The organism is Xenorhabdus doucetiae, assembly GCF_000968195.1.
GTDB classification, from domain to species: Bacteria; Pseudomonadota; Gammaproteobacteria; order Enterobacterales; family Enterobacteriaceae; genus Xenorhabdus; species Xenorhabdus doucetiae.
Genome location: NZ_FO704550.1, coordinates 1,534,456 through 1,552,576 on the forward strand (window position 1 = coordinate 1,534,456; position 18,121 = coordinate 1,552,576).

Annotated in this window: 13 protein-coding genes; 6 read left to right on the forward strand and 7 right to left on the reverse strand. The window is 44.3% G+C overall.

Going from position 1 to position 18,121, the window contains the following annotated elements:
- Window positions 1–36 precede the first annotated feature (36 nt).
- Window positions 37–939 (reverse strand): lysine exporter LysO family protein, encoded by a 903-nt coding sequence (locus tag XDD1_RS07140; RefSeq protein WP_045969927.1) that lies wholly within the window; start codon window positions 937–939, stop codon window positions 37–39.
- 322 nt (window positions 940–1,261) lie between these two features.
- Between XDD1_RS07140 and macA the strand changes: the two genes are divergently transcribed.
- Window positions 1,262–2,425: a macrolide transporter subunit MacA gene (macA, locus tag XDD1_RS07145; protein ID WP_045969929.1), complete on the forward strand. Its 1,164-nt coding sequence runs from the start codon at window positions 1,262–1,264 to the stop codon at window positions 2,423–2,425.
- Window positions 2,425–4,380, forward strand: a complete 1,956-nt coding sequence (gene macB / locus XDD1_RS07150) for a macrolide ABC transporter ATP-binding protein/permease MacB (RefSeq protein ID WP_045969930.1) — start codon at window positions 2,425–2,427, stop codon at window positions 4,378–4,380. The genes macA and macB overlap by 1 nt, the downstream gene beginning before the upstream one ends.
- Window positions 4,381–4,426: 46 nt before the next feature.
- Here the strand turns inward: macB and cspD are convergent, their stop codons facing one another.
- Window positions 4,427–4,672, reverse strand: coding sequence for a cold shock-like protein CspD (gene cspD / locus XDD1_RS07155; RefSeq protein ID WP_045969932.1), 246 nt, complete (start codon window positions 4,670–4,672; stop codon window positions 4,427–4,429).
- Window positions 4,673–4,998: 326 nt separating this feature from the next.
- Between cspD and clpS the strand changes: the two genes are divergently transcribed.
- Together clpS and clpA are read left to right on the forward strand one after the other, a co-directional pair.
- Entirely contained in the window at window positions 4,999–5,319 is a 321-nt protein-coding gene (gene clpS / locus XDD1_RS07160) for an ATP-dependent Clp protease adapter ClpS (RefSeq protein WP_045969934.1), read from the forward strand.
- A 31-nt stretch (window positions 5,320–5,350) separates the two neighbouring features.
- A complete protein-coding gene (gene clpA / locus XDD1_RS07165; protein ID WP_045969936.1) occupies window positions 5,351–7,636 on the forward strand; it encodes an ATP-dependent Clp protease ATP-binding subunit ClpA in 2,286 nt (761 codons plus the stop codon).
- Between the two features lie 100 nt (window positions 7,637–7,736).
- On the opposite strand, the gene infA is transcribed toward clpA, so the two are convergent.
- The 5 genes from infA to trxB all read right to left on the reverse strand — a co-directional run bounded on the left by infA (window position 7,737) and on the right by trxB (window position 13,429).
- Complete coding sequence (infA, locus tag XDD1_RS07170; RefSeq protein WP_045969938.1) at window positions 7,737–7,958, reverse strand: translation initiation factor IF-1; 222 nt, start codon at window positions 7,956–7,958, stop codon at window positions 7,737–7,739.
- Between the two features lie 162 nt (window positions 7,959–8,120).
- Entirely contained in the window at window positions 8,121–8,810 is a 690-nt protein-coding gene (gene aat / locus XDD1_RS07175) for a leucyl/phenylalanyl-tRNA--protein transferase (protein ID WP_045969939.1), read from the reverse strand.
- Between the two features lie 8 nt (window positions 8,811–8,818).
- Complete coding sequence (gene cydC, locus XDD1_RS07180) at window positions 8,819–10,594, reverse strand: heme ABC transporter ATP-binding protein/permease CydC (RefSeq protein ID WP_045969941.1); 1,776 nt, start codon at window positions 10,592–10,594, stop codon at window positions 8,819–8,821.
- A 2-nt stretch (window positions 10,595–10,596) separates the two neighbouring features.
- Window positions 10,597–12,366 (reverse strand): heme ABC transporter permease/ATP-binding protein CydD, encoded by a 1,770-nt coding sequence (cydD, locus tag XDD1_RS07185; protein WP_045969943.1) that lies wholly within the window; start codon window positions 12,364–12,366, stop codon window positions 10,597–10,599.
- A 103-nt stretch (window positions 12,367–12,469) separates the two neighbouring features.
- Complete coding sequence (gene trxB, locus XDD1_RS07190; RefSeq protein ID WP_045969945.1) at window positions 12,470–13,429, reverse strand: thioredoxin-disulfide reductase; 960 nt, start codon at window positions 13,427–13,429, stop codon at window positions 12,470–12,472.
- An 831-nt stretch (window positions 13,430–14,260) separates the two neighbouring features.
- Between trxB and lrp the strand changes: the two genes are divergently transcribed.
- Window positions 14,261–14,755, forward strand: coding sequence for a leucine-responsive transcriptional regulator Lrp (lrp, locus tag XDD1_RS07195; RefSeq protein ID WP_004256338.1), 495 nt, complete (start codon window positions 14,261–14,263; stop codon window positions 14,753–14,755).
- A gap of 243 nt (window positions 14,756–14,998) precedes the next feature.
- On the forward strand, window positions 14,999–18,109 hold the full coding sequence (locus XDD1_RS07200; protein ID WP_408068291.1) for a DNA translocase FtsK 4TM domain-containing protein: 3,111 nt from the start codon (window positions 14,999–15,001) through the stop codon (window positions 18,107–18,109).
- Window positions 18,110–18,121: the final 12 nt, after the last annotated feature.

Consider the following 18,121-nt stretch of genomic DNA (forward strand, 5'->3'; position numbering starts at 1 on the left):
AACTAATCAATTTGCCGGCATTTTTTAGATTATTTTTTATTGAGTAAAAAAGGCGATGAACAAAGGGGTCAGTAAACTCAATATAAAACCATGAACGATAGCGACTGGCACGATGCTTACACCACCGCAGCGTTGTAAGATCGGTAAAGAAAAGTCGATTGAAGTTGCACCTGTTAAACCTAGTGCGGTTGAACGGTAGCGATTTATTAACATGGGAATGAGCATGATTGAGACTAATTCACGAGCTAAGTCATTGAAGAATGCAGCACTACCAAGCACTGGCTCGTAAGCGTCGGAAATTAAAATGCCGGAAAGGGAATACCAACCGTATCCTGATGCAATAGCAAGGCCTGTTTTGATCGGTAATCCCAACAAAAATGCCGCCAACACGCCGCCCAGCAGAGAACTTATGGCAACGGTGATGGCAATAATCGTACCACGGCGATTCAACAGTGTTTGCTTTAAGCTCATACCGTTATTGCGTAGTTGAATTCCAACGAGAAATAGCAAAAAAATCAAGACAATTTCACTGGCACGGCCGGAAAACTGAAACCATGACCAGTTTGTTAACCCAAGCAGAAATCCCAATACTAATGCGCCGCATAATTTGACAGAGTCTAATGCCATATGTAATCGTGAGGGCGGTTTTTCTTGTTTATGTGCATTAATAATCCACGGTTTTCGTTTATCCAAAAGGAAAAGCGCTATAATATTAACCACAAAAATGCACAGAAAAAACGTTGTCGCATACAGCAAGATAGAAAGTAAATTATTGCTCAGGTTTTCCAGCATGGCGAGGCTGATGCCCATCAAAATGAGAATGATATAAACCATGACACTGAGTAGCTGATGCACGAAGGTCAGTATCGATTTATTATTCAGATGAATAAGGTAGCCCAGAGTTAAAGGCAGGAGAATAATTAATAATCCTGAATACATGATCCATATCCTTATTTAATAAAAAACGTCTTCTTTATCTGGTTCCAATAACAAAAACCAGTCAAATAGGCAACAAGTGCACAAAAACAAAGGTTTTACATTAAAACAACAAAAGGGTAAAAGTAAACATACTGAAATGCAAAGAATTTTCAATCTCTATGGGATTTTACTCGCTTCTGTTTGGTTCTTTTCAGGATAAAAGGAAGATATATCAGAAAGTTTTCTTATCAAAAATATCCCGTTGATAGGATTTGTTTATGTCTTCTACAGTAAAGTGCGAGTGAAGTAATTTAGATGGCATATTCATGGTGGGTATTTATTAATGAATCTTCTTTCTATCAAATATCGTTGGCTTGCAACAGGGATGATTTTCATAGCTATTGCTTCTGCATTGCTCTATTTCTTTTATCGCCCAAAACCCATTACCTATCAGACAAGCCCCGTGGTAAGAGGGGATTTCGCAAGAAGTGTCTCAGCGGTAGGTCAGTTGGATGCAGTCAGTAAAGTTGATGTGGGCGCTCAGGTGAGTGGTCAGTTAAAAGAGCTTTATGTGAAATTGGGGGATAAGGTTAGTCAGGGACAATTGCTGGCATTGATTGATCCACAAACAGCAAAAAATACGGTGGAAGAAATTCAGGAAACAGCAAAATCACTGGAGGCCAATCTCCGTGGGGCGCAGGCTGAATTAAAACTTGCGCAGCTTAAAGTGAAGCGTCAGAAGTATTTGTTTAAATCACATTTAATTTCCCATCAAGACTTGGATTCCGACATCACAGATATGCAGGCTAAGACCGCTAAAATTGATGACTTAATGGCGCAAATTAAACAAAACAAGGCCAAACTGGATTCGGCAAAAACGAATTTGCAATACACCAGAATTACTGCCCCAATTGAGGGTATTGTGGCAGATATTAAAACATTCCAGGGGCAAACTGTGATTGCGGCACAGCAAGCGCCCACTATCCTGACACTTGCTAATCTCGATACCATGATTGTTAACACCCAAATATCGGAGGCGGATGTTGTCAGTTTAAAACCCGGGCAGAAAGTCTCATTTACTATCTTAGGGGCACCAGGGAAACAATTTCACAGCATTTTGAAAGATATTCTACCCACACCGCAAGTTGTGAATAATGTTAATTTCTACTCTGCCCGCTTTGAAGTCCCTAATCCCCAACATATTTTGCGTTTACAGATGACTGCGCAAGTAAAAATAGAGCTTCAGACCCTGCATAATGTATTGATGATCCCGATTTCATCCTTAGAGGTATCTTCCAATCAGTCTTCAACTTCTCAGTCTTCAACTTCAATTTCACCTTCATCTTCACCGCAATATGAAGTCAGTGTCTTGCGTAATGGCAAAGCAGAGAAACGTAAGGTCACGATAGGCGCCTTTGATAATATTAATGTTCAGGTACTCTCTGGGTTGAAGGAAAACGAACGTGTGGTCACCAGTCGCAGTGATAGTAGCGTAGAGGAAGAATAATGAGTACGTTACTGGAATTAAAAGGAGTTAGTCGTTGTTATCAGGCCGGGGAAGGTCAAGTGACTGTTCTGGAAGATATCTCATTATCCATACAGGCTGGAGAAATGGTGGCGATTGTTGGTGCTTCCGGTTCTGGTAAATCGACTTTAATGAATATATTGGGCTGTTTGGATAAACCCAGTAGTGGAGAGTATTGGGTTGCAGGGAGAAATATTGCTGACTTGGATAGTGATCAATTGGCCGAGCTGCGCAGAGAGTATTTTGGGTTCATTTTTCAGCGTTATCATTTATTGACGCATTTAACCGCCGAACAAAATGTTGAGATCCCGGCAATTTATTCCGGTGCTTCCAAAATACAACGTCGTGAGCGGGCGCTTGAATTACTGGGGCGTCTTGGATTGGAAAACCGGATTAACTATCGGCCAAGCCAGCTCTCAGGCGGACAACAACAGCGGGTCAGCATTGCCAGGGCACTGATGAATGGTGGGCAAGTCATTCTTGCGGATGAACCGACGGGAGCATTGGATAGTACTTCCGGTCAGGAAATGATGGAGATCTTGAAGGAACTCTGTCAGCGGGGGCATACCGTCGTTATTGTGACTCATGATCCCCATATTGCGGCACAGGCTCAAAGAGTGATTGAAATTAAAGATGGGCGTATTATGAGTGACTCACGCACTTCTGAACATCACACTTTGCCTCATACTTCCTCTGTAAATGCAAAAACTGTCAATGTAAAAACGTCTTTCGTTCAACAAGCCTGGGGACGTTTTAATGAAGCCTTATTGATGGCATGGCGTGCCATGAATGTGAATAAGCTGCGCACCTTGCTGACAATGCTTGGGATTATCATAGGCATCGCTTCTGTCGTCACCATTATCGTGATTGGTGATGCGGCAAAATCAATGGTGTTATCACATATTAAATCTATTGCCACTAACTCTATATCAATTTATCCAGGAAAAGACTTTGGCAGTGATAATTCTTTGGATACGCAGGCAATGAAACTGGCCGATATTCCGGCAATACAGTCTCAGCCCTATATTCAGGCTGTTTCCCCCCAATTCATGGGCAGTGGGCGTCTGCGTCAAGGCAATATAGATGCCAATGCACAGGTATCGGGTGTTGGCAGTGATTTTTTTCAGGTATATGCCATGAAATTTGCTCAAGGTATTCCTTTTACTTCAGAAATGGTTGAGCGCCAGTCTCAAGTGGTCATCATTGATGATAATACCCGTAAGAAATTCTTTCCTTATCAGAATAATGTGATAGGCAAAGAGTTGCTGTTGGCAAATATTCCTTTGACCGTGATTGGTGTGATTGCCAACGGGCAAAGTTTTTATGGTGGTGATTCATTACAAATTTGGCTGCCCTACAGTACGATGAATAATCGTTTGATAAAACAAAGCTACCTGAGTTCGATTGTTGTCAGGCTGAGAGATGGCTATGATTCCAATGAAGCCGAAGAAAAATTGAGCAATTTGTTAATATTCCGTCATGGTAAAAAGAATTTTCACATTTATAGTATTAATAAGACCATTGAAATAATGGATAAAACCACACAGACAATGCAAATATTCTTAACATTAGTTGCAGTCATATCCTTGGTGGTTGGGGGAATTGGTGTCATGAATATCATGCTGGTATCCGTTACCGAACGGACTCGGGAGATTGGTATTCGTATGGCAGTAGGTGCCAGAACCAGTGACATTTTACAGCAATTTCTTATCGAAGCCGTTTTGGTTTGTTTGATTGGGGGGATACTAGGGATTACCCTGTCGTCCAGCCTTTCTCTAATGGCACAGTGGATGCTGCCGAAATGGGATTTCGCTTATAGCCCGATTGCATTTATCATCGCGTTTGGTTGCTCAACGGCAATAGGAGTCATCTTTGGTTTCCTGCCCGCGAGAAATGCAGCTCGCCTCGATCCTATAGAGGCTTTGGCAAGAGAATAAAATAACACGCCACAAATAAACGGATTATCTATTTGTGGCGTGGAAATTACGAGTTTATCGAGTTACTATTTTTTGATTTTAAGCCATCTTCCAGAGGCACAATAAGGCTGGCGTGGTTACCCTTAGGGCCTTGATTAACGCTAAAATTCACCTTTTGCCCCGCTTTCAGCGTCCTATAACCATCCATCTGAATGGTTGAATAGTGAGCAAATATATCCTCGCCCCCACTGGCCGGGCAAATAAATCCAAAGCCCTTTGCATTATTGAACCATTTCACAGTACCTGTTTCCATACTTCTCTATCCCTCGTATCACGATTTCGGGTTTAGGAGTCACTAAAAATGTTGAAATATGAACAAACGCCCAGATAGGAAGCGGTGTTCATAAAATATACTGTAGTGAAATTCATTAGATCGTCAAGCACATAAACAACGTCAAGCTGTCTCAAATGACTAAAGTTTGATATAGATAACGGTATCTGATTTTTAGGCAAAATCCTGATCCGTTAATCATCAAGGAGGGTAAGCAGAGTGCTTTATGAAGTGATAAAATATATAGCAGTACAATGAATTAGTTCATACTAAAATCCAGCGGAAAGTGAATACCCAGCGGAAAAATAATGACTGAGTTTTATAACAATTTGAAAGTTGAAGAATTTATTGAGGATGATGCAAAACAAAAACTACAACCACCATCAATGTATAAGGTTATTCTTAACAATGACGATTATACCCCTATGGAGTTTGTGGTTGACGTATTGCAAAAGTTCTTTTCTTATGATGTTGAACAAGCAACGCAACTAATGCTGGATGTCCATTACAAAGGGAAGGCAGTTTGCGGAATTTACACGGCAGAGGTCGCAGAAACTAAAGCTGCGCAAGTGAACATGTATGCTAAGGAGCACGAGCATCCGTTACTTTGCACGCTGGAAATGGTCTGATCTGGCTTACTAAAATGAGGAGGAGGTGCTTATGCTCAATCAAGAACTGGAGCTTAGTCTCAACATTGCTTTTGCCAAAGCAAGGGATAACAGGCATGAATTTATGACTGTAGAGCACCTGTTGCTGGCGTTGTTAAGTAATACATCAGCGCGAGAAGCACTGGAGGCTTGTAAAGTCGATTTGGCGATGTTACGCCAGGAATTGGAAAGTTTTATTGCACAAACCACCCCCTTGTTATCTGAGAATGATGACAGGGATACCCAACCAACATTAAGTTTTCAGCGTGTTTTGCAACGTGCGGTATTTCACGTTCAATCTTCGGGACGTTCAGAAGTCTCTGGGGCGAATGTCTTAGTTGCCATTTTTAGTGAACAGGAATCTCAGGCAGCTTATTTACTGCGCAAGCACGACGTCAGTCGTTTGGATGTGGTGAATTTTATCTCTCATGGCACGCGCAAAGATGAGCCAGACACTGATTCCCACCACAGTATCAATCCGGTTCCGGAAGAGCAGGTCATGGGTGAAGATCGATTGGAAAATTTCACTACCAACCTGAATCAATTGGCGCAGAAAGGGCAGATTGATCCACTTGTCGGCCGTCAGGATGAATTGGAAAGAACGATTCAGGTACTGTGCCGTCGCCGCAAGAATAATCCTCTGTTTGTTGGGGAATCCGGTGTGGGTAAGACAGCCATTGCTGAGGGGCTTGCCTGGCGGATTGTCCAAAGGAATGTGCCCGAAGTGATGCAGGATTGTACCATCTATTCTCTGGATATTGGTTCATTGTTGGCCGGTACAAAGTATCGTGGTGATTTTGAGAAGCGCTTCAAGTCTTTGTTAAAAACGTTGGAGCAGGACAGTAAAAGTATTCTCTTTATTGATGAGATCCATACAATTATTGGTGCCGGTGCTGCTTCAGGCGGGCAGGTGGACGCAGCGAATCTCATTAAACCGCTGTTATCCAGTGGGCGTATACGGGTCATTGGTTCAACGACTTATCACGAATTTAGCAATATTTTTGAAAAAGACCGCGCTCTAGCGCGTCGGTTCCAAAAAATTGACATTCTTGAGCCTTCTTCTGAGGAAACGGTACAGATTATCAATGGGTTGCGTGCTAAATATGAAGCTCACCATGATGTCCGTTATACCGCGAAGGCGATTCGTGCCGCCGTTGAGTTATCGGTGAAGTATATTACCGATCGGCATTTGCCGGATAAGGCGATTGATGTCATTGATGAAGCGGGTGCGAGGACAAGGTTAGTGCCAGTGAGTCGCCGCAAGAAGACGATCAATGTTGCTGATATTGAGACCGTTGTTGCTCGTATCGCCCGTATTCCAGAAAAAACCGTGTCAGCCAGTGATAAAGATGTTTTGAGGACACTGGATGATCGTTTGAAGATGTTGGTTTTTGGTCAGGACAAAGCGATTGCTGCCTTGACGGAAGCCATCAAGATGAGCCGTGCTGGATTGGGGCAAGATCATAAGCCGGTAGGATCTTTCTTGTTTGCCGGGCCTACGGGAGTAGGGAAAACCGAAGTCACCGTCCAACTAGCCAAGGTATTGAATGTCAAGTTATTGCGATTCGATATGTCAGAATATATGGAACGCCATACTGTCAGTCGCTTAATTGGTGCTCCGCCGGGTTATATTGGGTATGATCAGGGCGGTTTGTTAACCGATGCCATCATCAAACATCCTCATTCTGTACTGTTGTTGGATGAGATTGAAAAAGCCCATCCCGATGTATTCAATCTTTTGTTGCAGGTGATGGATAACGGTACATTGACCGACAATAATGGCCGTAAGGCGGATTTCCGTAATGTTATTTTGGTGATGACAACCAATGCCGGAGTACGTGAAATACAGCGCAAATCTATTGGGTTCGCTGAACAGGATAACAGTACGGATGGAATGGAAGAGATAAAACGGATTTTCACCCCTGAATTCCGCAATCGTCTTGATGGCATCATCTGGTTTGATGCACTCTCTTCTGACGTTATTCAGCAAGTTGTTGATAAATTCATCGTCGAGTTACAAGCTCAACTGGATGAAAAAGGCGTCTCTCTGGAAGTCAGTGCAGATGCTCGCCAGTGGTTATGTGACAAAGGTTATGATAAGGCGATGGGGGCACGTCCTATGGCTCGTGTCATTCAGGACAACCTCAAAAAACCGCTGGCGAATGAATTGTTATTTGGCGCCTTGGTGCATGGCGGCTCGGTCAAAATTAAACTTGATAAGGCTAAACTGGCATTGATATACGATTTTAAGAGTGCGCAAAAATCGAACAAAAAGAGATCAGAAGATGCCGTGTTATAGGTGAACGGTATCTGTGATAGAAACTGGTGGTAAAAACAAATAGCCACACCACAGGTGAATACTGAAAAATACGATCACCTGTGGTGCTAAGGTATCTTAATCAGCGGCTACGGAAGGTGATGCGTCCTTTTTCCGGATCATATGTAGTTAGCTCAACTGTAACCTTGTCTCCAGTCAGGATGCGGATATAGTTCTTACGCATTTTTCCTGAGATGTGAGCAGTGACAACGTGCCCGTTGTCTAATTCAACGCGAAACACAGTATTTGGCAGTGTTTCTAACACAGTACCTTGCATTTCAAAATTAGTGTCTTCTTTGGCCATCTAATCCTCTAAGTGTAACAACCATAGTTTTTAACCGGCAAGATAATGCCGAAAAACCATCATTATGTAAAGGAATGTCGTATTTTAAGCCATCATTTTAATACGATAATATGACAGTTAATGACATTCCCACCATGAACAGCATTTATTTCTACGAGATAATTATAAATCCAGCTTTTGTACAGACCAGCAGCCTGATTGCAATGACTGCTTTCTTAATTGATAAAGATGCTGGAGAAACTTTTCTCTCGGAATATTTTTAGCACCCAATGATTCTGTATGGTGATTCAATACCTGACAGTCAAACAATTGGCCGCTATGACGTAAAAAATGGTGGTAGAATGCGACAAAAGCACATTTGGACGCATTCTCCATTTTGCTAAACATCGATTCACCACAAAATAGTGTACCGACACAAACGCCGTATAAGCCACCCACAAGTTGATGGTCATGCCAGACTTCAATGGAATGAGCCAAACCTTCCTTATGCAAGGTTTGATAACCTTTTTGAACATCTGGCCCAATCCAGGTGCCTTCTTGTCGTTGGGCGCAATGATATATCACTTCATCAAAAGCATAGTTTACCGTAATTTGGTAAATATGTTTGCGAATAAAACGACGTAGTGTCCGGCCAATATGTAATTCTCCCGGAATCAACACAGCCCGAGGGTCGGGAGACCACCATAACGGCGGCTCATCAGGCGAATACCACGGAAAAATACCCTCATGATACGCTACTCGTAAACGTTCTGCACTTAGATCTCCGCCAAATGCCAATAAACCATTCGGTTCAGCGAGCGCATTAGTGGGGTGGGGGAATTCATATGAGTTATCCAGTTGAGCTATCGACATAAATTGAATCACCCTTGCTTAGGATAGCTCTGTTGCTGATGAAATTGTTGTCGTTGATAAAATTGATAGTAACGCCCCTGTTGAGCGAGTAGCGCAGTATGCTTGCCTTGCTCGATAATACGTCCACCATCCATAACACAGATTCTATCCATATATTGCAAGCCTGTCAGCCGATGGGTAACGATAACCAGAGTCTTATGCTGACAACGATGGTGTAGCAGTGACAGAATTTGCTGTTCTGTATCTGCATCGAGTCCTTCAGTGGGTTCATCCAGAAGCATCAAAGGGGCATTATGTAACAATGCTCTGGCAATACCTAAACGACGTTGTTCTCCGCCAGAAAGTTGGCGCCCACCTTCACCCATCCAACAGTTTAGCTTTTTTTCAGTGTCTAGCAAGTAGCCTAAACCGACTTGTTGCAGTACGGTTGTTAATTCATCGTCATTCGCATCTGGCTTTGCCAATAAAAGGTTTTCACGTAAGGTCTGGCTAAATACATGTATCCGTTGCGGGACGACAGACATCATTGAACGCAGGGTTGCCTCATCATAGTGGGAGATAGGGTGTTGATTGAATTGGATCTCACCGCTATTGATATCCCATGCACGGGTTAATAATTGCAAGAGCGTTGACTTACCACATCCGGTTTTTCCCAATAGGGCAATATGCTCGCCTGATGTCAGGGACAGAGAAATATTTTTCAATACCGGCAGGGGTTGACCAGGATAGGTGAAATCGACATTTTTTATTTCCAGACTGAGTTTGCCGTTTGCCTGAGGCCCATGCGCAGGAAAAGTGACTTCCGGTTTTTGGTGCATCAACTGGGAAACACGCGTCGCAGATGAAATGACCTGCCCCATATGCTGGAAAGCAACGGTGACTGGCCCAAGGGCTTCAAACGCAGCAAGGGTACAGAATACAAACAGTGCTATCAATGCACCTGCCTGACTATGTTCACCTACGCCATGTTCTCCCACACCTGCCGCTGCTAACCACAGTATCAGCGTGACTGTCATACCTGTGGAAAAAATCATGATAGCTTGTGAGAGCCCGGTTAAGTTAGCTTGTTTTTGCTGGCTTTTCAACCAATTATTTTCAATCCCTGTCATGGATTGACGAAAGCGTTTAAGTGCGCCGAACACGCTTAATTCCGCTTGCCCCTGTAAGGTGCTGGTCAGTAATGTACGATACTGACCGCGTTGCAGGGTGATGTCTCTGCCGTAAGGTTTTCCTGCGTGATAAAACACGCAAGGTAATATCAGCAGTAACCCTAACATAATGCCGCCAATAGTATAGGCGAGGGTCATATCAAGGAACCCTAAGCCAAACGTCAACACCACAATAACCGCGAGTGCGGCGAGGATAGGAGAAATCACGCGTAAATACAGGTGATCCAGTGTTTCGACATCCGCAACAAGCCGGTTTAGTAACTCACCTTGACGAAAACGGGCAATGCCTCCAGGAGAGAGTGGCAGTATTTTTTGAAAGGCAAAAATACGTAAATGGGCCAATACCCGGAATGTGGCATCATGGCTGACAAGCCGTTCACCATAACGGCCAGCCGTGCGAAAAATAGCAGCGCCACGGACACCCGCGGCAGGCAGCATATAGTTGAAAGTATATAATCCTGCAAATCCAGCCAGCGCTGTGCCGGCAAGGAACCAACCCGATAGTGTTAATAACCCGATGCTGGCGAGTAGCGTCACAATCGCCAGTACTAGGCCTAAACTAATGAGAAACCCATGGCGGCGATAAAGTGCGAGAAATGGAAGTAATACACGCATGATTAAAGCTCCACACTACGGTGAGACAACAAACGGGAAAAGACACCTTGGGACTGGCTTAGAGTTTGATAATCACCTTGCTCAATGAGTAATCCATTTTCCATGACCCAAATCTGGTCATATGCGAGGGTTTCTTCCAGCAAGTGAGTCACCAGTAATGTGGTTTGTTGATGGGAAGCCTGATTTAAGGCCATCATCACACGCTGTTCGCTATGAGCATCAAGGCTGGCGGCGGGTTCATCCAATAGCAATAATTGGCAAGGGTTTAATAACGCTCGTGCCACCGCAATACGTTGAGCCTGTCCGACAGACAGACGAGCCGCGTTGTCACCGACCACCGTATTGATGCCATCTGGAAGGTCGTTAATAAACTCACAGACATAGGCCCGCTCCATCACATCATTGATTTGCTCTTGCGGTGCGTCATATTGACCAAGACGAATATTATCGAGCAGTGTTTGTTCTGGCAGATGTGGGTTTTGCCCAACCCAACTCAAACATTCGCGCCATTGCGTGAGATTGAGTTCTCGCAACTCAATGCCATTAATTTTTAAGGAGCCATGATAAGGCAGGAATCCCAGTAATACATTGATTAATGAGCTTTTACCCGCGCCACTTTTTCCAACCAACGCAATTCGCTGGCGCTTATTCAGCGTAAAATTCAAGGGACCGGCAAGGCGATGCCCATCGTGGGACATAATCTCCAGCTCGTGAGCCTCAATGGTGACGGGTTCTTTACCGGATAGTTTTTTTTCACCGCTATTTGCGGCCTGTTCTCCATCACTACCAAGTAAGGTAAAAAGCGTTTCTGCCGCGCCGACTGCTTGAGCTTTGGCATGATAAAATGTCCCTAAATCACGCAGAGGTTGAAAAAATTCAGGTGCGAGGATTAAAGCGAGGAAACCTGCAAACAGCGTAACACCGATGCCATAGCTACCAAAGTGCAATTCTCCCAAATAGGAAAAGCCAAAATAGACCGCAACAACGGCAATGGAAATTGCGGCAAAAAACTCTAAAACGGCTGAAGATAAAAATGCCATGCGCAGAACCTCCATCGTCCTGCGGCGAAAGTTCTCAGTTGACTGCGTGATTTGTCCAACTTCTGCTTCCCCTCTATGGAACAGGCGCAAAGTTTCCAACCCGCGTAATCGATCGAGGAAATTACCGCTTAATCGACCGAGAGCCACAAAATTGCGTCGGTTGGCATCTGCGGCGCCTAATCCAACCAAAGCCATAAACAGCGGAATTAATGGTGCGGTGACAAATAAAATCAACCCGGCGGCCCAATTAACGGGAAACACGGCAACCAGGATTAAGACAGGGATCATCGCCGCAAGAGCAATTTGAGGCAGATAGCGAGAGTAAAAATCCTGCATGTCTTCTATCTGCTCTAGGATAATGGTTGCCCAGCTTCCGGCGGGTTTTCCCTTCACCCACACAGGGCCTAGCTGTTCGAGTTTATCCAGTACCATCTTGCGGATTTGTTGGCGGACAACCTTGCCACAAATAAACCCGATACGCTCCCGAACGGCATTGACAATCGCCCGTAATGTAAAAGTAGCTGCCAACATTAAAAACGGGTTGATAAGATTTTCGCGGGGAACATTATCCATAATCAGGGCTTGCAGGATTGTCGCCAGGAGCCAGGCCTGAGAGATGATCAGTAATCCACTGATGAGGCCAAGTAGCATTGATAAACGAAGCCACCGACGGGCAGGCGCTGTTTGCTGTTTCAGCCATCGAACAAGTTCAGATTGTCTTGCTTTGTCCATAAGAAAAATTTCTGATTAGCGGGTGATGATACGGGATATCAAAACAAGCTGTATGTTACCTGTTAAAAAGCGCTACCGAAATAGCGCTTTGGGGAAAGATGGATTATTGGGTTGCCAACCCGTCAAGGAAACGTTCAGCATCCAAGGCCGCCATACAGCCTGTACCGGCTGAGGTAATGGCTTGGCGATACACATGATCCATCACATCTCCAGCGGCAAAGATACCCGGAATAGACGTTTGGGTAGCATTACCATGCAATCCTGATTGGACTTTGATATATCCGTTTTCCAATTCCAGTTGGCCATCGAAGATACCGGTGTTCGGACTGTGGCCGATGGCGATGAAAACGCCAGTCACATCTAACTCTTCGGTAGTATCACTTTTCGTATCACGAATACGGACGCCCGTAACACCCATATCATCACCCAGTACTTCATCCAGAGTACGATCAGTATGCAGAATGATATTGCCGTTCTTCACTTTCTCCATCAAACGGTCAATCAGGATCTTCTCTGAACGGAAAGTATCACGGCGGTGAATCAAATGGACTTCAGAAGCAATATTTGCCAAATACAGCGCTTCTTCAACAGCCGTATTCCCACCACCAACGACTGCAACCTTTTGTTTGCGATAGAAAAAACCATCACATGTTGCACAGGCAGATACACCACGGCCTTTGAAAGCTTCCTCGGAAGGCAATCCGAGATAACGGGCAGAAGCACCTGTCGCAATGATTAAGGCATCACAGGTGTATTCCTGCTCATCACCCAATAAACGAAAAGGTCTGTTTGAGAAATCAACTTTCTGAATATGGTCAGAAATAATTTCTGTTTGAAACTTTTCAGCGTGTTGGAACATGCGCTCCATCAAACCAGGGCCAGTTAGTCCCTCAGGATCACCGGGCCAGTTTTCAACCTCAGTCGTGGTGGTCAATTGGCCGCCTTTTTCAACCCCCGTAATGAGGACAGGATTTAGATTAGCGCGGGCTGCGTACACAGCAGCGGTATAACCAGCAGGGCCTGAGCCAAGAATGATAAGTTTACTGTGTTTGGCTGTGCTCATGAATACCTCATTTCCATTATCGCATATTGCGGATTTAGGGATTGTAGGAGAAATAATAAGTTAAAAAAAGCGATTATCAGATAAAATATTCATGTTATTAACGATTTTACCGATAGATAGTAACTATGATGTAATCGGATTGTAAGAGGAGATTGTTTAACTTTCTGAATTGAACATCATTTATACATGTCAGCCATCAAACAAGCTATTAAGGCGAATTACTGAAAATTTGTTTGGTAGGTTGTTCTGATTTTTGTTCATTTACTTTGACAATCGGCTGTGCATTTGCGAAAACATCTGTGTAAGAGATAATTATCTACCTCGCTAATCAATTGTTTCTATAAAATAGACTAATTAGTGTGGATGATTTTCTCATAGAATATTAAAAATTGCCGTTAAGCTGTTTTCTGAAACATCGGGTACTTTGGAAACGCGTGTTTTGGGAAATCATGTTCTGAAACGATGTTCTGGTAAATCGTATAATATACCTAATAGATTCAAGTTGCAGTGCGGTGGCAAGGGAAACGAAACCTCAAACGCATAGAAATCCTATGAGTGGCTGATATATGAGTGACTGAGCGATTGAGGTGAATAAGCACGGCTAACATAGCAGCAATTTGGAAAGTAAAAGGGATAATTAATCGAATTCCGGGAGATTGTATTTTAGACAAATTGTATTTTAGGCAAATTGTATTTTAGGAAATGGTAGTAGGCCTCAAACCTTGGTTACAGATTAAGCTTTAACCTTTGAAGACATCTTTTCCAGCTCAACCGCTTGAAAGAGATAGGGAAAATGTTATAGGTGTAGGAATATAAAGAGAGAGCAATAAGATGATAGATAATAAGAAGCGTCCAGGAAAAGATCTTGATCGTATAGATCGTAATATCCTTAACGAGTTGCAAAAAGACGGCCGTATTTCTAACGTGGAGTTATCCAAGAGAGTTGGTTTGTCACCAACACCTTGTCTGGAACGTGTACGTCGCTTAGAGCGTCAGGGTTTTATTTCTGGCTACACAGCTTTGTTGAATCCGCATTATTTGGATGCCTCATTGCTGGTATTTGTTGAAATTACCCTGAACCGCGGTGCCGCAGATGTATTTGAGCAATTCAATACTGCTGTCCAGAAACTGGAAGAAATCCAAGAATGCCATTTAGTTTCGGGTGATTTTGACTATTTGCTGAAAACACGTGTGCCAGATATGTCTGCCTATCGTAAATTGCTCGGTGAAACCTTGTTACGTCTTCCCGGTGTTAACGACACCCGTACTTATGTTGTCATGGAAGAAGTGAAACAGAGTAACCGTTTGGTGATTAAGACTCGTTAAACTTTTGTCTAAAATGTACAGATGCAAAACAGGAAAAACTTAGGTACACTCCTGTGTATGCATACAGTTTCAACGCTGAGTCACCCTCAGCGTTGTTCCGTTTAATCAACAGGAAAACCTGGAGAGCCTTTCTTGAACCAGGAATATACAGAAGACAAACGTGTTAAGTTAAAAAAAATAAGCAGTAGCCGCCGGCTTCTGGAAGCCATTTTGTTGGTTATTGCTATTTGTGCTGTGTACTTGATGGTCGCACTTATCAGTTTCAATCCATCTGATCCCAGTTGGTCACAGACGTCATGGCATGAACCTGTCCACAATTGGGGCGGCAGTGTTGGTGCTTGGTTATCTGACACGCTGTTCTCGGCATTTGGTATTCTTGCCTATGCAGTCCCGCCGTTGATGTTGTTAGGTTGTTGGAATGCTTTCCGTCAGAGAGATAGGCAAGAGTACATTGATTTCTTCACACTGGCATTGCGCATCATTGGTGCTTTGGCACTCGTGCTGACTTCATGCGGCTTGGCTGCACTCAATATTGATGATTTAAATGATTTTGCTGCCGGTGGCGTCATTGGTAATTTATTTAGCAATGCGATTCTGCCTTGGTTTAATATCCTCGGAGCGACATTGGCGCTGCTGGGTATTTGGGCTGTTGGATTTACCCTGTTTACCGGATGGTCATGGCTCACGATTGCAGAAAAAATAGGTGCAGTTATTCTCGATTCACTGAGTTTTGTGGTTAATCGTGGCCGCAATGATGCTGAATATAACGAAGAAGATTCAGAGGATGCATTAGTTTCCGAAAGCCCAGTCAGTGAACAGAAACGCGTGGAGCATGCAGATAAGCATGAAATGGTTAACTCCGCGGTGACGATTGAAACCCCCGACGCTGATGAGGATGATGTATTACTAACAACTCCAACGGTAGTTGAGTTGGCTAACACTGATCCAGTGTTGCAGCCTGCACCGGCTTCTCCGGTTATGGAAGAAAATGGATCATCCGAAACCACCGAACATCCACTTGAGCGTGAACATATACCGCAGTCAGTCATATCGACGACTGCAACCTCCTCGCCAGCATTTGATCAACCTGAATTTGAACAACCGGAATTACAGCATCAGGAAGAGGAAAATAGGGATGATGATGTAACAGATACAATGACTTCTCCTGAAACTCATCATGCCAATGTGAAAAATGCGGCAGCGGGTGTCACTGGCTCTGTTGCTGTGGTGAGGAATCCACAGGTTAAACAAGGCATAGGTCCTGAAATGCCCCGGCCTAATCCTGTCAGGATCCCAACCCGCCGTGAATTATATGGTATCAAAGTGCCTTCTCACCGTTTGGCAGAACACATGCAACGGAAAGAAAAAGAGAGGCAGGATGAGCTGATTGCCGAAGCTAATGAACAGCAAATGGATGTCCAACAGCAAGATATATTGCGTCAGCAATTCCTCGAACAGCAGCGTGAACGCTACGGTGCTGATTTTGAAGCAGAGAATAGAGGAACTCACGGAGAAGGCACGTTGCTACATAAGCAACCAACGATAGCCGAACTTACGAAAAATAGCGTAGTAGATGAACAGCCAGATGACCAGAAAGCGCAGGAAGAAGCGTTACGGATAGCATTTGAACAGCAACAACGTGAACGTTATCAGATAAATCAACCTGCCTCTCCGGAACCCGTTTCAGCACCGGATGAAAAGCCAGCATCTAATCATCTCCCTCAGGCGAGTGATCTTAATCAACCTGATCTTGCTAAATTTGTGTCAACAGAACCACCGATTCAACAAGCTATTCCTGTGCAGCAGCCGCAGCAAGATAGCCTGTTTCACCCATTTTTGATACGCAATGATCAACCCTTGCCAAAACCAACGACGCCGATGCCTTCGCTGGATCTTTTGGCTGCGCCACCGGCAGAAGAAGAGCCGGTTGATATGCTTGCGCTTGAGCAAATTTCTCGTTTAATTGAAGCGCGTTTAAATGATTATCGCGTCAAAGCGGATGTGGTAGGGTTCTCTCCGGGGCCTGTCATCACACGATTTGAATTGGACTTAGCGCCGGGGGTGAAAGCCTCCCGTATTTCTAATTTATCGCGTGACCTCGCTCGCTCGCTTTCAGCGGTAGCCGTCCGTATCGTGGAAGTGATTCCGGGGAAACCGTATGTGGGTTTGGAATTACCCAATAAAAAACGCCAAACCGTTTATCTGCGGGAAGTTCTGGATTGTGAGAAATTCCGTGATAATCCTTCACCACTCACTATCGTGTTAGGGAAGGACATTGCAGGGCAGCCGGTTGTGGCTGATTTGGGTAAAATGCCTCACTTACTGGTAGCCGGGACGACGGGTTCGGGTAAATCGGTCGGGGTCAATGCGATGATCCTCAGTATCCTGTACAAAGCGAAACCCGAAGATGTTCGCTTTATTATGATTGACCCGAAAATGCTGGAATTATCGGTTTATGAGGGCATTCCTCACTTATTGACTGAAGTTGTCACCGATATGAAAGATGCAGCCAACGCATTGCGTTGGTGTGTGAATGAAATGGAACGACGTTATAAACTGATGTCCGCATTGGGTGTGCGTAACCTTGCAGGCTATAACGACAAGATCAAACAAGCAGAAAATATGGGGCGCCCGATCCCTGATCCGTTCTGGAAACCGGGTGACAGCATGGATGCAACGCATCCTATGTTGAAAAAAGAGCCTTATATTGTGGTTATGGTGGATGAATTTGCCGACTTAATGATGACAGTCGGCAAAAAGGTGGAAGAACTCATTGCGCGCTTGGCTCAGAAGGCACGGGCAGCAGGAATCCACTTAGTATTGGCTACCCAGCGGCCTTCGGTTGATATTATCACCGGGTTGATCAAGGCAAATATTCCGACACGTATTGCATTTACGGTATCCAGTAAAATAGATTCCCGTACCATTCTTGACCAAGGCGGCGCAGAATCATTGCTTGGCATGGGAGATATGCTTTATTTGGCACCAAACTCTTCCATTCCTGTCCGTGTTCATGGTGCATTTGTGCGCGATCAAGAAGTTCATGAAGTCGTGAATGACTGGAAAGCCCGTGGCCGCCCTCAATACATAGACAGTATTGTCAAAGGGGGAGAAGATGGTGAAGGCAGCATGGGGTTTGACAGCGATGAAGAGCTGGACCCCCTGTTTGATCAAGCGGTTGAATTTGTAGTCGAAAAACGCCGTGTTTCTATTTCGGGTGTGCAACGTCAATTCCGTATTGGATATAACCGGGCAGCCCGAATTGTCGAACAAATGGAGGCACAACAGATAGTCAGTGCGCCTGGGCATAATGGCAATCGTGAAGTTTTGGCACCTCCGCCGCATGAACATTAATGATGAAGGTAT